General features: G+C 39.1%; 17 protein-coding genes. 6 read left to right on the forward strand and 11 right to left on the reverse strand.

What is annotated here, in order from left to right:
• Positions 1-189: 189 nt before the first annotated feature.
• From AC4G3K_RS15865 to AC4G3K_RS15895, 7 genes are all read right to left on the reverse strand, one after another.
• The gene (locus AC4G3K_RS15865; RefSeq protein WP_491133896.1) at positions 190-1,557 is read right to left on the reverse strand and encodes a UDP-N-acetylmuramoyl-tripeptide--D-alanyl-D-alanine ligase; all 1,368 of its coding nucleotides are present in this window, start codon (positions 1,555-1,557) and stop codon (positions 190-192) included.
• A 219-nt stretch (positions 1,558-1,776) separates the two neighbouring features.
• Positions 1,777-2,850 (reverse strand): D-alanine--D-alanine ligase, encoded by a 1,074-nt coding sequence (locus AC4G3K_RS15870; protein ID WP_491133897.1) that lies wholly within the window; start codon positions 2,848-2,850, stop codon positions 1,777-1,779.
• A 195-nt stretch (positions 2,851-3,045) separates the two neighbouring features.
• Positions 3,046-3,813 carry a hypothetical protein gene (locus AC4G3K_RS15875; protein ID WP_491078026.1) on the reverse strand — a complete coding sequence of 256 codons (768 nt, stop codon included), beginning with the start codon at positions 3,811-3,813 and terminating at the stop codon, positions 3,046-3,048.
• A gap of 424 nt (positions 3,814-4,237) precedes the next feature.
• Entirely contained in the window at positions 4,238-6,598 is a 2,361-nt protein-coding gene (locus AC4G3K_RS15880; protein WP_491133898.1) for a penicillin acylase family protein, read from the reverse strand.
• Positions 6,599-6,735: 137 nt separating this feature from the next.
• Positions 6,736-9,147 (reverse strand): heavy metal translocating P-type ATPase, encoded by a 2,412-nt coding sequence (locus AC4G3K_RS15885; protein WP_491133899.1) that lies wholly within the window; start codon positions 9,145-9,147, stop codon positions 6,736-6,738.
• 77 nt (positions 9,148-9,224) lie between these two features.
• Positions 9,225-9,431, reverse strand: a complete 207-nt coding sequence (gene copZ, locus AC4G3K_RS15890) for a copper chaperone CopZ (protein WP_491078023.1) — start codon at positions 9,429-9,431, stop codon at positions 9,225-9,227.
• Positions 9,432-9,442: 11 nt separating this feature from the next.
• Entirely contained in the window at positions 9,443-9,778 is a 336-nt protein-coding gene (locus tag AC4G3K_RS15895) for a metal-sensing transcriptional repressor (RefSeq protein ID WP_491133900.1), read from the reverse strand.
• A gap of 178 nt (positions 9,779-9,956) precedes the next feature.
• Here AC4G3K_RS15895 and AC4G3K_RS15900 point away from each other — a divergent pair, with 178 nt between their 5' ends.
• Positions 9,957-10,568 (forward strand): histidine phosphatase family protein, encoded by a 612-nt coding sequence (locus AC4G3K_RS15900; RefSeq protein WP_491078021.1) that lies wholly within the window; start codon positions 9,957-9,959, stop codon positions 10,566-10,568.
• A gap of 169 nt (positions 10,569-10,737) precedes the next feature.
• Here the strand turns inward: AC4G3K_RS15900 and AC4G3K_RS15905 are convergent, their stop codons facing one another.
• Together AC4G3K_RS15905 and AC4G3K_RS15910 are read right to left on the reverse strand one after the other, a co-directional pair.
• Positions 10,738-11,541, reverse strand: a complete 804-nt coding sequence (locus tag AC4G3K_RS15905) for an AAC(3) family N-acetyltransferase (protein WP_491078020.1) — start codon at positions 11,539-11,541, stop codon at positions 10,738-10,740.
• A 64-nt stretch (positions 11,542-11,605) separates the two neighbouring features.
• Positions 11,606-12,529, reverse strand: a complete 924-nt coding sequence (locus AC4G3K_RS15910; RefSeq protein WP_491133920.1) for a diacylglycerol/lipid kinase family protein — start codon at positions 12,527-12,529, stop codon at positions 11,606-11,608.
• Positions 12,530-12,646: 117 nt separating this feature from the next.
• Between AC4G3K_RS15910 and rraA the strand changes: the two genes are divergently transcribed.
• Together rraA and AC4G3K_RS15920 are read left to right on the forward strand one after the other, a co-directional pair.
• On the forward strand, positions 12,647-13,132 hold the full coding sequence (rraA, locus tag AC4G3K_RS15915) for a ribonuclease E activity regulator RraA (protein ID WP_491133901.1): 486 nt from the start codon (positions 12,647-12,649) through the stop codon (positions 13,130-13,132).
• 532 nt (positions 13,133-13,664) lie between these two features.
• Positions 13,665-14,966: a hemolysin family protein gene (locus tag AC4G3K_RS15920; RefSeq protein ID WP_491078018.1), complete on the forward strand. Its 1,302-nt coding sequence runs from the start codon at positions 13,665-13,667 to the stop codon at positions 14,964-14,966.
• 267 nt (positions 14,967-15,233) lie between these two features.
• Here the strand turns inward: AC4G3K_RS15920 and AC4G3K_RS15925 are convergent, their stop codons facing one another.
• Positions 15,234-15,530 (reverse strand): rhodanese-like domain-containing protein, encoded by a 297-nt coding sequence (locus AC4G3K_RS15925; protein ID WP_491133902.1) that lies wholly within the window; start codon positions 15,528-15,530, stop codon positions 15,234-15,236.
• Positions 15,531-15,614: 84 nt separating this feature from the next.
• Entirely contained in the window at positions 15,615-15,869 is a 255-nt protein-coding gene (locus AC4G3K_RS15930; protein ID WP_491078016.1) for a metal-sensitive transcriptional regulator, read from the reverse strand.
• A 280-nt stretch (positions 15,870-16,149) separates the two neighbouring features.
• Between AC4G3K_RS15930 and AC4G3K_RS15935 the strand changes: the two genes are divergently transcribed.
• The 3 genes from AC4G3K_RS15935 to AC4G3K_RS15945 are packed head-to-tail and all read left to right on the forward strand — an operon-like array spanning position 16,150 to position 18,372.
• Positions 16,150-16,932 carry a transporter substrate-binding domain-containing protein gene (locus AC4G3K_RS15935; protein ID WP_491078015.1) on the forward strand — a complete coding sequence of 261 codons (783 nt, stop codon included), beginning with the start codon at positions 16,150-16,152 and terminating at the stop codon, positions 16,930-16,932.
• 18 nt (positions 16,933-16,950) lie between these two features.
• Positions 16,951-17,613, forward strand: a complete 663-nt coding sequence (locus tag AC4G3K_RS15940) for an amino acid ABC transporter permease (protein ID WP_491078014.1) — start codon at positions 16,951-16,953, stop codon at positions 17,611-17,613.
• 18 nt (positions 17,614-17,631) lie between these two features.
• Positions 17,632-18,372, forward strand: a complete 741-nt coding sequence (locus AC4G3K_RS15945; RefSeq protein ID WP_491078013.1) for an amino acid ABC transporter ATP-binding protein — start codon at positions 17,632-17,634, stop codon at positions 18,370-18,372.
• The last annotated feature ends 89 nt before the right edge of the window (positions 18,373-18,461 follow it).

The raw sequence follows: 18,461 nt of genomic DNA on the forward strand, positions 1-18,461 counted from the left end.
CCTTTCAGGTGAAAAATTCTAACTATTCACTCAACCTCTATTCACATATAGTTTATATATACCCAACTGTAGATAAAATATGCAGGCAATGTCGGATTATTTAGATGATGTCCTTCATTCTTCACTACAATGCAAGAATGAAGGACATCTACCAAATATATATGAGAGGCGGTAAACTAATTAGGAAAACTAATTTTGGAGGTTGCGAACTATTTCCTCTAGTTTCATTCCCCTGGAAGCTTTAACCAACACAATGGAATGCTGATCAATAACCTCTTTTAATTTTGCGGATAATTGATCTTTATCATTGAAGTGGTAAACACGCTCTTTACCTATGTTCCCCGCAGCGCTTTCAGCAATCTTTTCTGCTAATTTTCCATACGTGAAGACATAATCAATTTCCTCAGTGATTAATTCCCCCATTTTTGAGTGATATTTCTCTTCTTCCGGTCCCAGTTCAAGCATATCTCCGAGTACAAGGATCTTCCGGTCGGCTCCTGTCATGCCCTTCACCAATTCAATGGCAGCTTTTACAGAAGTCGGACTGGCATTATAAGCATCATTGATGATTTTTTCGCCTCGCGCTCCCACTGACACTTCCATCCTCATATTTGAAAGCTTCACTTCGGCAAGCCCTTTTGCAATTTGATCCCATGACAATCCCATCGTTTTACCAGCTGCTATAGCGGACAAAGCATTCAGTACATTATGATTGCCTAATAGTGGCAATACAAATGAATGAATACCCTCTACATCAATCGTAAATCTCATTTCATTCTCACCTGATTCACTTTGAATAGGATAATAGTCATTTGTCATGCTGCTGCCGAATGTAATATGTTTATAATCATCCTTCGATACCCTGCTAACCAGAAGTGGTTCATCCCCATTGTAAATGAGTGTACCATTCTTCTTTAAGCCCTCAACAATCTCCATTTTGGCATCTGCAATTCCTTCACGGGAACCAAGGTCAAGTAGATGTGATTCTCCGATGTTGGTAATAATCGCAGCATCTGGTTGTCCTATACTTGAAAGCAGGGAAATTTCTCCGCGACTGCTCATTCCCATTTCAAGAATCAGTATCTCTGTATCTTCTGGGGCAGACAGAATGGTAAGAGGTAATCCAATATGGTTATTGTAATTCCCGCTCGTTTTATGGACCCGGTATTTTGTTTTCATAATGGACGCAGTCATATCTTTAGTAGTCGTTTTACCATTACTGCCCGTAATCCCGATAACTTTCGTATCCAGCTCTTGCAGATACGCTTTAGCTAACTGTTGCAATGCTTTTAAACTATCCTTAACGTATATCAATGCCGTGTTTTCAGGAGGGTTAGGTGCATCTGTTTCCCAAAATGATGCAGCTGCTCCCTGCTCAAATGCTGCCTCAACGTGATGATGTCCATTGCTATGTTCACCTTGAAGAGGGACAAATAGGTTACCATCTTCGATTTTTCTTGTGTCATTTGTCACTCCTGAAACAAGAATTTCTTGGAATCTTTCATTTATAGTGCCGTCTACCATAGCTGCAATTTCAGCCAGTGTGCGTTTGATCATATTAATCCTCCATTACCCTTTATCATCCCTGAAATAGAAACAACTACTCTGACAAATCGGCGATATGTTACTCCCTTGTCGTTTCCTCTTTACAAGGCAATATACCAGGCCTAACCATATCATATGGTTAGGCCTGAACGATGTCCGGCTGCTGCCTCTCCCAAGGATATGTGTGGTGCCCTGTTTAACCAAATTACGTACCGTATAGATTGATTAGCGTTAAATAGTATATTTGATTTTTTGCTTTTCAGCATGCCTTTCGATAGCTAGATTGATTAGTTTTTCAATTAATTGTGGGTATTCAACACCCGTGTGGTTCCAAAGTAATGGGAACATACTGAAAGGTGTAAATCCAGGCATCGTATTTACCTCATTGATATATGCTTTTCCATCATGCGTAAAGAAGAAATCTGCTCTTACAAGTCCGGAGCAATCCAATGCTTTATAGGCCTTGATTGCCATATCATGCAGCATTTGATATTCTTCTTTTGAAATTTCAGCAGGTATCACCAATGCTGTATCTCCGTCTTCATATTTCGCTTTATAATCATAGAAGTCTTTTTTCGGTATAATTTCACCGGCCACCGAACATTCAGGATAATCGTTGCCGATTACGCCAATTTCAACTTCTCTCGCCGTAACTCCTTCTTCAACAATTACTTTACGGTCAAATTGGAATGCCTCTTCAAATGCTTTATGAAGTTCCCCGGCATTATCACATTTGCTAATTCCCACACTGGATCCTAAATTGGCCGGTTTAACAAAACATGGATATCCCACTGCATTTTCTACTTCCTGGCATACTTTTTCTTCGTTACCGCTCCATTCTGAGCGTAAATAGGAAACATAGCCAACCTGCTCCAAGCCAGCCTGCGCAAAGATATTTTTCATAATGACTTTATCCATACCTGCAGATGACGCAAGGACGCCATTTCCTACGTATGGAATGTTAAGCAGCTCCAATAGCCCCTGTACCGTTCCATCTTCGCCGTTTGGACCATGTAATAATGGGAAGACAACATCGAATGCCTGCTCGGATCCATTAGCAATAATACTAGCAAAACCTGTTGTCTGAGCCTCCTGATTACTTCCATCGAATTCCAATTGCTCAACAGATTCAATCGGTCCCTGTAATTGCGGTCCTTTAATCCATTCACCTTCTTCATTTATGTAAATCGGATGTATATCATATTTAGAAGAATCCAACGCCTTGATTACCGCTAAAGCAGTTTGCATGGATACTTTATGTTCAGCAGATTTACCGCCATATAATAATCCCAGTTTGATTTTCATGTTATTTACCCTCCGTTAGTTGATACATACCTTATTGTATCATTTCCTTTTCAGAACATTAAATTAATATGCGATCTAATTTACCTTAATAGGCAAATCAAACATTCATCTTATTATATGCATTTTTGGATACAATTTGTGAACTGTTATATCTGTTTAATAAACAGGAAAACCTCCCTTAATCTTACAGGAGGTTTATTTTTCTTCTATAACCCATTCCTTCATTTTCTTCTGATAAACCAAATTGACTGTTTGCCTCTTTTGATAAATCAACCTTAATTCATCTTTTAATTCATCTTCATGGCGATAATCGCCGACAGCCCAGATCGGAATCTCAATACTCTGTCTTGTTTGAATAGATTTATGAAAGCTGATAAGCGCTCCCTCATTAAACAAAGGGGATAACTGTTTAAGAATATCTAATGGAATAACTGGATTTTCGGGTCTTTTCTTGCCGCCAAGCCATAGTCTGTCCGGTCTATTTGTTTCCACATGCTCTGGAATCAGTTTAGCAATCAACTGGTAAAAGTCATTCCAATACCGGTAATAAATTTTATTATAAAAACCATCTTCCAATGTTAAATACACAAACCGATTATTTAATTTTTGATAAAATGGGGATCTTAGATGGTTAAATGTATGTCTGATAAACAATATTTCAGCTATTTCCCATGGAGCCAATTCTTCCAGTCCCTCAATATCCTCAAAATCAATCCAGTTTATATGTCCGTATTCCTTTCCATTTTCTTTATAATATTTTTTGTAAAAGGGGAAAGAAACATAATTAAACTGTGTATGCATATCGTATTCAACATCCATAAACGGATGGTCCAATAATAAAACATTTTGCGGCGGCTCTTTCAAAGATTGCATAAAGCTGAAAAAGTCTATGCCAAATGAAGCTACAAAATGCTCAGTTTCCTGTTTATGAAGATATATAAAGTCTCTTTTACCCTGTTTCAATACAAACCCCTCCGGCATGTGTTCATCAATAAGATGTTTGGTTGCGATTAGACTACTTTTCCTGAGTCAACCCTCTATCTTATTACCCATTCCATTTTTAAACATATAGGTGCGAACTGTTTCTCTCTTATTCTAGACGATGTATTATCAAAAAAGATTCAAAAAAACGTAAAAAAATTATATTGTAAAGTTGTTGTAACATTGGTAATCCTTCAATCTGTCAAATAGAAAAAGATAAGTATGCCCCAATCTTATTTATATATTGTTGTTTAAATTGAAGTAGAATTTTATATAAGACTTTAGCTTTAAAAATTCAAATAATTCGATAAGCTTTGCATACTAAATTATATGACTTTTAGTACTACAATACTAAATTTTCGCCTTGACTATTTTTTATTCTTTTCCCTTTTCGAGGAGATACAAATCATTTCCTCTTCGGGGTTAACTTCAGGAGGGAACCGACCTGTTCATTTAATTTCGTCGTATGATAAGTTCCAGTAACCCAATCTTCCATTTGGTTTTGATACCACTTGCTGCTTAAATGGCCGGACTGTCCGGGTCCAACTAAATGATCTGCCTTTGATAAATCAGAGAGTTCTGCAACGAATCTCCAGGATCCGCCATGATTAATTTCACCAAGATTATTATACCCGGCTGCCCGGACAGTAACCGAGCTCCCCCCGCTTTCCACTGCTCCTTTATAATTAAATACATATTGAAGGGGACTGACACTGGATAAAGGATGTCTAAATTGAATTTGATGGTAATCTCCCCACCTCCAATTAGTAAGATTTTCACCTTGGAGTTCCTTTCCTTTTATCAACGCTTTTGTCAAACTAGTTTCCAGCACCTTCTTTATACCGCCCTTTTCATCCACCCATATACTTTCTTCACCCTTTAGCGTTTTCCGGAGAAGTTGATCAACAGCCTGCTTTTTGCCTCTGAAAAGAGAGAGCATTTCTTCAGATATTTCCTCATCGAACAGGGTATTTGAAATTTCCGTCATCCACAATTGAAATATCAATGGAGCAGCCATGTCTTTGTCATCGATGTAATTCCAGTCCTGCAGGATCTCAATAGCCTCATTTTCGTTCTTTGATATCTCTTCTAAAAATTTAGGTAAAAATTCTTCTGCCTGCAGGTTCAGTTGATCCATTTGCAAATCTTTCATACCTTCACTTGTTAAATCATGTTCACTTGAAAGAACATCATTAATCCTCATTTGGCGATAGGGCTGTGCCCAATCATGACTTATATGATAAGGATAACTATTATTTGTTACCTTATTGTTTGCCGTTGATATATACCCTTTTTCAGGATTAATGGTACGTGGTAATTCAGTAAACGGAATATATCCAATCCATTCATTTTCCCCCGTCCAGCCTTCTTTGGGCAAAAGTGCATCCTGTCCTTCTTTACGTATAGGTATCTTCCCATTAGCCTTATAAGCAATGGTTCCATCCTTTGAAGCAAACACAAAATTTTGTGCCGGCGTTTCAAAATCCTCCAGTGCCTTTTCAAATTCGGTCCAATTTTTTGATTTTCCCATATTAAGCACTGCTTCTAACTCGTTTGAAGGCTGCAAGGCGGTCCACTTTAAAGACAAGACATGTTCCTTGCCGGTATTTTTCAGAAACTCTGAGATAATAGGACCATGGCGGGTAATGGTAATTTTATAATCCTCCGTCTTCTGTCCTTTAATTTTTATATCCTCATGAATAACATCTACCTTTTCCCATTTTTCCTTATAGAGAAATTCGTCTTCCTGTCCAGGATTTCTTTTCTCAATATACAAATCTTGTACATCTGGACCTACATTTGTAACTCCCCATGCAATATCTTGGTTATGACCAAGGATAATACCCGGAATGCCCGCAAAGATGACCCCGCTTACGTTATAGCCGGGACCTTCCAAATGGGTTTGATACCAAACAGAAGGAGTGGCCAGCGATAAATGAGGGTCATTGGCCAATAAAGGCGCGCCGGTTTTGGTTTTCTCTCCTGATACAACCCAATTATTGCTTCCATTAAACTCATTTGGGACCACTGAAGCAGATAAACTGCCCTCTATGTCGAGTTCATCCTTTGATATATTTACCGGAGCTCCTGCAGGATAATCAGGGAATAATTCATATGCCTTTTCTTTCGGGAAATTTTGCAGCAAATAGTGGCGAAAAGCCTGACTGTTCCAATTGCCTCCCAAATCAAAAGCCATATACTTTCCGATTGTCAGCGAATCAATAGGTGTCCATTTCTCCGGTTCATATCCAAGAAAGGTAAATTCGACGGGCCATTTTCCATTCCCCTTCCTTTCATTCATGTAGGCGTTTACACCATCGGCGAATGATTGCAGTATTTCTTTAGCCTCCTCTGAATAAGCCGGATAAGAAACTTCAGCAGCTCTCCTCAGGCCCAATGTACGAAAATATTTATCATTCTCAAGCGTTGACTCTCCAATCACTTCACTTAACTGACCGGATGCCTGCCTTCTAGACAAATCCATTTGAAACAACCTATCCTGCGCTTGGACATACCCTTGAGCGAAAAATAAATCCTGTGTATTACTGGCCTTTATATGAGGGACTCCTTCTTGATCACGCAAAACGTCCACTTTATTTTGTAATCCTTGCACCCCAACCTCTCCCTCTATTTGCGGCAAAGGACGTTTCACAAAATATACTACTCCAATCGATCCAACCATAAGGATGGCAGCAAGTATTGCAATCACCCATAAACTAATTTTCTTTCCTTTTGACATCGGTTTTCTCGGCACCTCAATTTCCATTATATCCCACCCTCATACACCTTACATTCTATAAAAGTTGAGAGTTTCCTTTATTTCTTTTTGACCATCACAGGCCCTTCTATCCTTCGATAAAAATCAAAAAAGCCGACATATATATGTCAGCTTACTTATGATATTTACTTCAGTTTAATTCGTTGAAGACGCAAGGCATTTAATACGACACTCACTGAACTGAATGCCATGGCACCACCTGCGAGCCAAGGTGCGAGAAGCCCCATAAACGCAACTGGGATTCCCAGAGTATTATAGCCAAAAGCCCAAAATAGATTTTGTTTAATATTACGCATCGTCTGTTTGCTTACATAAAGTGCATCAGCAATCCCATTTAAATCACCCTTCATCAGGGTAATATCTGCAGCTTCCATCGCAATATCTGTACCAGTTCCGATGGCAATACCTGTATCAGCCAACGCAAGAGCAGGAGCGTCATTAATGCCGTCGCCAACCATAGCCACTTTTCTTCCTTCAGATTGAATCCTTTTAACCTCATTTGCCTTGCCTTCAGGAAGGACTTCAGCAATCACATTTTTTATACCGGCCTGCTTTGCGATAGCCTGTGCGGTTTTCTGATTATCGCCTGTGATCATCCAAACATCAATGTCCATATCTTTGAGGCGTTGGACGGCTTGCCGAGAAGACTCTTTAATGGTATCCGCTACAGCAATGATTCCAGCGATAGTCCCATCAACAGCAACAATCATCGCCGTTTTCCCTTTTTCCTCAAGTTCCTCCATGATTGTTGTAATAGGAGTAATATCCAGGTGATTGTTCATCATCCATTTTCTTGTTCCAACCAAGACTTGATTTTCCCCAACAGATGCATATATTCCAAAACCCGGATTGCTCTTGAAATCGGTTGCTTCCGCAAGTTCATAATCTCTTTCAGCAGCCGCTTCCACAATTGCCTGGGCAAGTGGATGTTCAGAAGGTTTCTCTGCTGCCGCAACTAGTTTTAACAGTTGTTCTCGGTCCCATTCACCAATTGATTCAATATCTGTTAAAACTGGCTTACCATTTGTAATCGTACCGGTCTTATCCAATATAACGGTATCAATCTGGTGAGCAGTCTCTAAGTGCTCCCCGCCTTTAAATAGAATACCGTACTCAGCCGCCCGCCCAGACCCGGCCATGATAGATGTTGGGGTAGCCAAGCCTAATGCACAGGGACAGGCTATAACGAGGACAGAAATCATATTTTCCAATGCCCTTGTGAAATTTCCGTAGTCCACGATAAAATACCATGCCAAAAATGTTAAAATGGCGATGCCTACGACAATTGGGATAAAGACACCTGATATTTTATCAGCCAATCGCTGAATCGGCGCCTTTGAGCCCTGCGCCTGTTCAACCACTTTAATAATTTGGGAGAGAGCTGTATCTTTGCCGACTTTAAGGGCCTCTATCTTTAATGCACCATTTTTATTAATAGTGGCTCCGAATACGTTATCGTCCCTATTTTTATCTTTAGGGACACTTTCGCCAGTTAACATCGATTCATCTACAGCAGACCTTCCTTCCATTACTTGCCCGTCTACAGGAATCCGTTCCCCTGGTTTCACATAGATTATGTCCCCTTTTACCACATCAGAAAGAGGGATCTTTATTTCTTTTTGATTCCGTATTACGGTCGCTGTCTTAGGCTGCAAGCCCATCAGCTTTTTAATCGCATCTGAAGAGCGGCCTTTTGCCTTGGCTTCAAATAATTTACCCAGCAAAATTAACGTAATTAAAATGGCACTTGTTTCAAAATAAAGATGCGGCATCTCCCCATGATGGCTTCCACTCTTTACAATCGATTCATATAGACTATAAAAATAAGCTGACGACGTACCAAGCACCACTAATACATCCATGTTGGCACTGCCATTTCGCAAGGCTTTATAGGCACCTTTATAAAATTGCCAGCCAATAATAAATTGGACTGGTGTTGCCAAAGCCAGCTGTACCCAAGGATTCAGTAATATATCTGGCACATACATCCAGGAGGTAAAGGAAAAATGAGCTACCATCGTCCACAATAATGGCAAAGAAAGAACTGCAGCCGCTATAAACTTAAACTGCTGTCTCTTAATAGCCGACTTTCTTGAATCGTCACCTTCTTTTGACTGTTGGTTCTTCGGCGTAGCTCCATATCCAAGCTTTTCTATTTTGGCGATTAGCTCTCTTTCGGATAGATCTCCCACGCTATATACGATTGTTCCTGATTCCACAGCAAGATTTATAGTAGCGTCAAGGACACCCTCCGTCTTATTCAGCACCTTTTCTATCCTGGCTGAGCAGGCCGCACAGGTCATTCCGGTAATCACCAATTCAGATTTTTTCGTCACAACGCCATATCCAATCTTTTCTATTTTTTCTTTCAAACCCTTCGCTGATACAAGAGCAGGATCATAGTTGATGATTGACGTTTCGGTGGCTAAGTTCACATTTGCCTCTTGAACACCTTCCATTTTTCCCAGCACCTTTTCAATCCTCGCTGAACAGGCTGCACAGCTCATTCCAGTAATCTGAAATTGAATTTGCTTCATGATTTCACCACCTTCTTGTTAGCTGCCCCCTGATAAACCCCAAATGATGAACAGCTTAGTCTAAAACATCAATAATCTTAATCGACTTCATATCCTTGGTCATCAATGGTTTCCTTAATGGTCTCCAGACTAATCATGGCTGGATCATATTGGACTTCAACCTTCCCCGTCTCCAATGTAACGGTTACGGATGTAACTCCACTTAAATCACCAACACTGCCTTCCACTGCTTTAACACAATGTCCGCATGACATCCCTTTTACATCTAAGATTGTTGTTTCCATTTTAATTCCTCCTATTTTTTCATTAATTTTTGTATGGTAATCAATACCTCATCTAGGACTTCCATATCACCTTGCTGAATCCGTTTTGCTACACATGATTTCAAATGGCCTTCGAGCATCAGCTTCCCAACAGCATTCAACGCTGATTGTGTAGCGGCGATTTGAGTAATAATATCATCACAATATATATCTTTTTCAATCATTGCTTTAATTCCTCTGATTTGCCCCTCCACCCGATTTAAACGAGTGATTAAATTTCTCTTCACTTTTTCAGAATGATGGCTTTTTCGTTCGTGATCGGTGTGGCAATGGCTGCTCATATCTTCCATTAACTCTCTATCGTTCATAATGACCTCCCTTCTGCTCACACTGTTAATTATACTATACCCCCCTATCGTATCTTCCTCAACATTTCATTCTTCTAAAAAAGGATATAAAACCTGACTGAGAACCCGGTATTTTCACATCCAGCCTTCCTTGCGTTATACTTATGATTATTCACTAATGACAAAGGAGACATGTACGTTGCTTACAATCTATTTAACTAGACATGGACTTACAGAATGGAATGTAAATCGCATCATGCAAGGCTGGGGAAATGGTGAACTGACCGAAAAAGGCATAAATGATGCAAAGGCCCTAGGGAGTAGGCTTGCAGATGTAAAGCTTGATAAAGTGTACAGCAGCACTTCCAAACGTGCTTACGAAACAGCTCAATATATTATTGGAGAACGTGAGATCAGCCTTATTCAGGAAGATGATTTACGGGAGATGCATTTTGGTGATTGGGATGGTCGTATCAGGGATGAAATAGAGGCGGAATATCCAGAGGAATTTAAAATCTTTTGGGAAACCCCGCATTTATTTGAAACGGAGACAGGCGAAACATTCGAGCAGCTCAAAAAAAGAGCCGTAGCCGTATTTGAACGGATTATAACTGATAATCCTTCCGGTACGATTCTGATTGTGACTCATTCCATCTTCCTGCGAGTTCTGCTTACGTATATTAAAGATACTCCATTATCAGATGTCTTTAAAGCGACTCCTCCAGGTAACACAAGTTTAACGAAGATCGAAATTCGTGAAGGGGAAATGGAACTCCTATACGAAAATGACATGCAGCATGTAGAAGTATAAATAAGCTTAAAGGCTTTCCTTCAATTAATTGGAGGTAAGCCTTTAATTTGTTTATCTCTCTTTTATGTATTGTCCCGTAATCTATATGATACAAAAGATACAGGGAAAAACTTATCAACCAAATCCCCTTAAGGCAGAGAGACTTTTCTAGAATGACCCAACTACAGAATTAAAACTTCTCTTCATTCTTAAAAAATTCTTCCGCATAATCCACTGCCTCACGCAAAGAAAACAACTTGGAATCAGCACTGCCAATTTTACCTTTCTTAACGGAGCACTGCTGTTCGAATGCAATCCCTATTGTTTCAAATTCAGTATCATCATAATCAATATCTGTGTACTCCACCCATTTCCGCTCTCCTTCTACAAGGATAGGTGCACCTTTTTGGATTACTTCTCGTGTACCGGAACGATATTCAGCTAAATGAAAGCAAGTATTCGTTTCGTAGCTGGTTCCGATAAATAGGACATGGGCATCTGAATCATACAGTTTTCTTAATGGAGACCCTTCCCCAAGGCCATTTTCTATAGTGTGCTTGGCCAGGATATCCTTGCTCTGTTTCCCCCATCCTGTGAACGAAACATTTGGATGATCACTCCTTAACACACCCGGATAGGTGCGAAACAATTCAGCTATTTTCCCCATTCCATAAGTTGGCGTAATCTCAGGCTCATAAGCTGGCATTGTATTTCTCACTGTTTCCCACCATTCCCAGGGGATTGGTGGGTTTAACCATTCCGCCGGGTCCGATAAATCAGCTGATTGAGCCGGCATGATAAGGGTCCCTTCAGCTGTAACTGTATCCATTAATGCCTGAATAATGGATACTGGCCCACCATTAATCCAACCAACTGACGAAAGCGAGGAATGAACAAGGACTGTCATACCTCGCTTTAATCCTAAATTGCGCATATCTGTACGGAGTAGCTCACGCGTACGGGGAAATGGGGTATTCTCAATCAACTTAGACATAGACTCACTTCCAATTCTTCTTTTCTATCATTTTAAATGGATAAGGAAGTTTTGTAACCTAACTCTATATTTCCCCTGTTATCATGTGTATATGATGTTTCAAAATTTCCATGGTTGCCGGAGTTTCCATATAAATCTCACCATCTGTATCCGCAGCCAACACTTCATCCGTTTCAATCGACAAAGATGCAGTCTGCAAATGTATTATTCTCGCTTCAAAATCCATTGGACTCTCACCAGGAGGATCCAAAGAAAATATATCTAGAAATGCACCAAACGATGATTCTTTCACTATTAAAACATCAAAGAGTCCATCATCCATTTGAATGTTTGGCAGTGGGATTTGTCTGGTCCCAATGTATTTACCGTTCAGTACTAATATCATGACTGCTTCATCTTGATACTGTCCCTGATCAGTTGTCATTTTAAAATGAAAAGACTCTGCTTCTTTTACAGTCCGTAACGCGCTAATAATGTAACTCATTTTACCCATTAATCTTTTTTGGTTTTCATCTATATTATTCGATGTATGGGCAATTAATCCAATCCCCCAGAAATTAAGAAAATAGCTGTCATTAACTTTCCCTATATCAACAGGAATAGACGACCCATTCATAATAGTCTCTGCCGCTTTTTTTAGATTTTGAGGGATATTGAGCATTCTGCTGAAATCATTGCATGTTCCTCCCGGCAATATAGCTAAAACGGGTCTCTTATCCAGAGAAGCAAGACCATTGATGGCTTCATGAACCGTTCCATCTCCACCGAGAATAATAACAAGGTCATACCTTTCCCCTAGTTCATGACAAATCCTTTTAGTTTCTCCCGCCTCTTCTGTCTGCACTACTTTTAGTTCTTTCGTCTCCGTGCTGATGACAGGAAGTACAGCACCAAGTGCCAAATCCGTCTCCGTTTGACCAGCAGCACCATTGTAAATAAATAGTACATTATTATACATATTCCTTCTCCTCATCTTCCTAATACTTATTCTTCTTCTATTCCCATATTGTCTATATACAAAAACATTTCTCTTCTAATAAATGGATAATTTACAGATAATTCAATATAATCAATTTACAGTAAATATTTGAAAGGATGAAAGAAAATGAAAACCGCTGATTTATGTGATGAGTATACTGATCTTCTTATACTATGCAGAACTCCATTTCATTCTTATGGAAAGAAAAAAGAATTCCATGGAGAGATTCGAACAGTTCAAGTATACGAAGATAATGTATTGGTAAAGGAAAGCTTGGAAACAATTGAGGCTGGCACTGTTTTAGTGGTGGATGGAGGGGGCTCACTGAATTGCGCACTCTTAGGTGACAGATTAGCAGCTATTGCAGCTGAAAGAAACATAAATGGAATCATTATTAACGGGTGTGTCCGCGATTCAGCGGATTTGGCCGGTATAGATATCGGGATAAAAGCGATTGGGACTTGCCCATTGAAGAGCGAAAAAAGAGGAGAAGGTGCCAAAGGCGGAAAACTTTCATTCGGAGGAACGGAATGGGTATCTGGACAATATGTGTATGCAGATGATGATGGCGTCATTATTTCAGAAAAACCTTTGCATTCCAGGCTGGGATAACTGTATTCCAGCTTTTTTAGATGAGCCAAAAGTCATTATTTGTACCATTAACGAACATACGTTCTTATCTTTTCCAAATCTATGCTATAATAAACTAGCAAAAGTCATTTCCATTAAGTAGACATTAACTAACTGAAATGGAGTGATGACCCATGTCCATCTTTTAGACATTTATGGTAACATTCAGTTTTGCTACCTTGATCCTGACAGTAATCACGATAAATAATAAAAAATAGACCTCTCTATCTATTGAAAGATAGCGAGGTCCAAGATACTAATGACCTGTCTCCAATAAGGAGTGGCTTTTGCAGAATCATGAATGCCCACCATTCATGATTCTTTTCTAGTTAAAGAGTATCATAAAGATTGAGCAAAGTCACTTAGAGGAGTATCCTGTATATATGTGAATTTTTAACCATATATCATAAAAAAGTTTAAACCCTAATCTGTCGGTGAAGAGAAACACATAGCCATTTTTTATCAGGAGGTGAATCTTTACTCATGGTTCGGGTAAAGAACTTGAATGGAGACGATGAACATAGTTAATCTAGTTTTACTTTTATTTTTATTGGTAAGTACGATGTTTTTCGTTGCATCGGAATTTGCCATTGTTAAGGTCCGGGCGACCAGAATAGATCAGCTTGTTGCAGAAGGAAATCGGAAAGCACTAGCAGCTAAGAGGGTCGTCACACATTTAGATGAATATTTATCAGCTACTCAACTTGGAATTACCATTACCTCATTAGGTATTGGGTGGCTTGGGGAGCCAACTGTAAAACATCTCATTGATCCCCTTTTTAAACAGTTACACATTCAAGAATCAGTGGCATCTGTTATTTCTTTTATAATTGCATTTTCAATTATTACGTTTTTACATGTGGTAGTAGGAGAATTGGCGCCTAAATCTGTTGCGATTCAAAAGGCAGAAACAATTACAATGAATTTTGCACGCCCGCTTATTATGTTCTACAAAGTGATGTTTCCTGTAATATGGGCACTCAACCATTCCGCTCGTTTTATCACTGGTTTATTTGGTATAAAACCGGCTTCCGAAGGAGATATCGCCCATTCTGAAGAAGAATTGCGGATGATTCTTACTGACAGTTATAAAAAGGGAGAAATCAATCAATCCGAATTTAAATATGTGAACAATATCTTTGAATTTGATGACCGGATTGCCAGAGAAATTATGGTTCCGCGCACTGAGATCCATGCGTTTCAAAAGGATAATATATTAGAAGATATTGTTGGATCTTTAAATAATGAACAATATACGCGATATCCAGTTACGGATGGGGATAAAGATACGATTATTGGGTTTGTAAATGTAAAAGAATTGTTAACAGCCAGTCTTAGAAGGGGCTTGAAAACAGATATGCCCATTCGGGATTATATCAAACCAATTATTACAGTAATTGAAACAATTCCTATTCATGATTTACTAGTTAAAATGCAGAAGGAACGTATACACATAGCCGTACTGCTTGATGAATATGGCGGAACTTCAGGTATTGTTACTGTTGAAGATATTCTCGAGGAAATTGTTGGAGAAATCCGCGATGAATTCGATACAGACGAGCTTCCAGAGATTCGTAAAATAGGTGATTATCATTATATTCTGGATGCAAAAATGCTATTATCTGAGATTGAGGACCTGCTTGGAATACAAATGGACTATCCGGATGTCGATACATTAGGCGGATGGTTTTTAACTCATAAAATCGACGCAGCCATTGGAGATTCTTTAGAAGAAGATGGCTTCATCTTTACCGTAGAGGATGCGGAAGATCATCATCTATTATATATCGAAGTAAAAAAGGCACCGAAAGCATAAAAGTAACAGATGAAAAAAAAGCATGCTCACTGTGAAGTAGCATGCTTTTTTCTGTTAGCTTCCCATAAAGAAATACTCGTTAAAAGCACTCGCTGATCATCTAGGTATGGATCCGAAATCCGATGAGTTACTCAATGGAGGTAATATCTATCGCTTATTTGATTGATTACTGTTTCTTACATAGGAGACTGATAACTACAACCCAAAACCCTATCAGACATCTTTATTAGTAAATCGTTCGAGAGCTTTTATAGTCCTTGTCTATCTTTATTCAGTTTTCCCATCCCACTCGAGCATGCCACCATTCATATTGGTTACATCATACCCTTGAGATTCGAGGAACTGAACAGCTCTGGCACTTCTCCCCCCAGCATGGCAAACTACAATATATTCTTTGGATTTATCCAACTCATTCACGCGAAATTCAAGTAGTCCTAAAGGAATATTAACCGCTGTTGGAATTTTCCCGCTTTGAACTTCATCTACTTCACGAACATCAATAATATTTAAGGACTGTCCGGCAGTTAATTTTGCTTCTACTTCTTGTGGTTCGATTGTTTTCATATAATGATTTTTCCTCCTTTAGTACTTTTCTATATTACCCCTATAGGTATAACAAATTTTGATAAAAAAAGCCAACCGAAGCTCTCAGCGACTTTTGACTAATAAATTTACAGCTTCATTCACTAATTTTTCCTTCTCCCCATCTTCCGCACCTGTCACACACTCGATAAGGTTATCACTGACAATGACACCAATTGTTTTATCGACTGCAGAACGTACCGCAGACAATTGAGTCACGACTTCTTTGCACTCTTTTCCATCTTCCATCATTTTCAATATCCCGCGTAATTGCCCTTCCATTCGTTTTATACGATTCTTGATTTTATCATTATAATCCATTGTTATCGCTCCCTAAATTACTCAATTCAGTATCACCTGCAGAATTCGATATTTAAAAAAACCATACATATATCAGACTACATCATTTCTCTCCCATTAATTAGTATCAGTATACCTGATATCCCAAGCAGATTCTATGCAGTCATGCACCCTATCCGCCTCACATCAAAACTTACTATTCCAACAAAGTTATTTTTTAGTATTTTGGTTAATTAATAACAGTGAAGGGTATTTAATTAGGAAGCAATTTCTACACGATTAGAAAGGAGATTCTACTGGAATGAAAAAAAATACTCTTCCTTTTATTTTTCTGCTAATCCTGCTTACCACCCTGACTGCCTGCGCAGAAAAGGAGCAAATGGCAAGCGGCGCAGAACTAATTAATAAAGATCAATTCGTTTTCACCGCATCCGGAGAATTCAAGCCCTTCAGCTATATGAAAGATGATATGACCATGACTGGCTTTGATATTGAGGTTGGGGAAGCAATCGCTAAACAATTGGGACTTGAACCAGTCCAAAAGCAAATGAAATTTAAAGGAATTGTCGAGGGTGTAAAAACAGGTAGAGCAGATGTTGCAGTAGCCAGCCATACCATTAATGAGGCACGTTCAAAGTTCGTCCTCTTTTCTACTCCATACTACTATTCCGGCCCACAAATTTTTACCCGTCCAGATAGTGACATTAAAACAGCTGAAGATTTAAAAGGGAAGGAAGTCGCAGCAGCAAAAGGATCTACATATGCAGACACTGCCAACAGATATACTTCCAATATTAAAACATATGATAGTGATGTGACTGCGCTCAAAGCATTAAGCAATGGCCGCCATGATGCTGTCATTACCGATTTTGTTACAGGTAAAACCGCTGCTAAAGAAGGTTTTAAAATTGTAGGAAAGCAGCTTATTGAACGCAGTGAACAAGCGATAGTCATTCCAAAGGACAACCCTAAGCTTCTTGCAGAAGTTAATAAAGCGCTTGAGGAGTTGCGTAAAAACGGTACTTTATCAAAAATCAGTATGAAATATTTCGGTGAAGACATCACTCAGAAACCAGAAAAATAAGAAAGGGAGCTGTTATGATTGCAAAGTTTATCGCACTTTTTTCAAACATTGGTTGATACCCGCGGGGTATTCTTTGATGCACTTCTTCTAACTCTTGAATTAACAGTTGTATCGATTATTACCGGAATTATTATAGGACTTTTTGTAGCATTGCTAAAAATCTCGAAAATCAAGATACTCGGATATATTTCTGATGCCTATATTTATCTTGTTCGAGGAACTCCATTAATTGTTCAAATTTTTATTCTTTATTTTGGTTTCAGCGGCATCTTTTTAATTCCAGATTTCTGGGCAGCCTCTTTAGCTCTCGCCTTCCATAACGGAGCTTATATTGCTGAGATATTCCGTGGCACGATTCAATCGATTGATAAAGGACAAATGGAGGCTGGTCGCTCACTTGGCATGACGCGTGGACTCGCCATGCGCCGAATTATTTTTCCGCAGGCTTTCCGAAGGGCTCTGCCACCGCTTGGAAATCAATTCATTATCGGGCTCAAGGACTCTTCCCTAGCCGCTTTCATCTCATTAAATGAATTGTTTAATGTTGCGACAACGCTCGGTTCCAATAATTTCGACGAAATGACCTACTTGCTCATTGTTGCAGTTTACTATCTAATATTGGTTGCTGTCTTAACAATTGGTCTTCGCACTTTAGAAAAGAGAATGGCGATTAGTGATTAGTCAAAGGGGGATGAAAAAATGTATGAATCAAGAGAAATGATTAGAATTGAAAATTTGAATAAATCCTTTGGGGATTTACATGTTCTTAAAGACATCAATATGACTGTTTATGAAAGCGATGTTGTCTGTTTACTCGGATCAAGCGGTTCCGGAAAAAGTACATTGCTCCGTTGCTTAAATTTTCTGGAGAAAAAAGATAGTGGCTCTATTTATGTTGAAGGAGAACAAATTGAAACGTCCACTCATAATATCAACGAAGTACGCCAAAAAATCGGGATGGTCTTTCAACATTTTAACCTATTTCCTCATAAAACTGTATTGGAAAATATAATTGAAGCTCCTATTATGGTGAAGAAACTGTCTAAAGATATCGCAACAAAAGAAGCATTAGAGCTACTAAAAAAGGTTGGCTTGGATGACAAGGCCGATGTCTACCCAAACAAATTATCCGGTGGACAAAAACAACGTGTAGCCATTGCCCGCGCCTTGGCTATGAAGCCCGATATCATGTTGTTTGACGAACCAACCTCTGCACTTGACCCGGAGCTGGTTGGTGAAGTTTTAACCACCATGAAAGAACTCGCCGAAGAAGGCATGACCATGATCATCGTCACTCATGAAATGAGCTTTGCCCGTGAAGTAGCTGACTGGATATTCTTCATGCATGAGGGAAATATTTTAGAAAAAGGCACTCCTGCACAAATATTCGAGAATCCTACAGAAGAACGCACCAAAGAGTTCTTTGGAAGCCAGTTATAAATTCGCACCTTCCAAACGTTAAGGTGTAATGAACCCTCCCCATCGATGGGAAGGGTTCTTTTTTTGTGATTATACTGGCATAGGTGTGG

It is taken from the genome of Bacillus sp. z26 (assembly GCF_058313635.1).

Coding starts and splice junctions, on each gene's coding strand:
- AC4G3K_RS15865 (WP_491133896.1), bottom strand. CDS start 1,557: ATGATCAAACGCACACTGGCTGAAATTGCAGCTATGGTAGACGGCACT.
- AC4G3K_RS15870 (WP_491133897.1), bottom strand. CDS start 2,850: ATGAAAATCAAACTGGGATTATTATATGGCGGTAAATCTGCTGAACAT.
- AC4G3K_RS15880 (WP_491133898.1), bottom strand. CDS start 6,598: ATGGAAATTGAGGTGCCGAGAAAACCGATGTCAAAAGGAAAGAAAATT.
- AC4G3K_RS15885 (WP_491133899.1), bottom strand. CDS start 9,147: ATGAAGCAAATTCAATTTCAGATTACTGGAATGAGCTGTGCAGCCTGT.
- copZ (WP_491078023.1), bottom strand. CDS start 9,431: ATGGAAACAACAATCTTAGATGTAAAAGGGATGTCATGCGGACATTGT.
- AC4G3K_RS15895 (WP_491133900.1), bottom strand. CDS start 9,778: ATGAACGATAGAGAGTTAATGGAAGATATGAGCAGCCATTGCCACACC.
- AC4G3K_RS15905 (WP_491078020.1), bottom strand. CDS start 11,541: ATGTCTAAGTTGATTGAGAATACCCCATTTCCCCGTACGCGTGAGCTA.
- rraA (WP_491133901.1), top strand. CDS start 12,647: ATGAAAACCGCTGATTTATGTGATGAGTATACTGATCTTCTTATACTA.
- AC4G3K_RS15920 (WP_491078018.1), top strand. CDS start 13,665: ATGAACATAGTTAATCTAGTTTTACTTTTATTTTTATTGGTAAGTACG.
- AC4G3K_RS15925 (WP_491133902.1), bottom strand. CDS start 15,530: ATGAAAACAATCGAACCACAAGAAGTAGAAGCAAAATTAACTGCCGGA.
- AC4G3K_RS15930 (WP_491078016.1), bottom strand. CDS start 15,869: ATGGATTATAATGATAAAATCAAGAATCGTATAAAACGAATGGAAGGG.
- AC4G3K_RS15935 (WP_491078015.1), top strand. CDS start 16,150: ATGAAAAAAAATACTCTTCCTTTTATTTTTCTGCTAATCCTGCTTACC.
- AC4G3K_RS15945 (WP_491078013.1), top strand. CDS start 17,632: ATGTATGAATCAAGAGAAATGATTAGAATTGAAAATTTGAATAAATCC.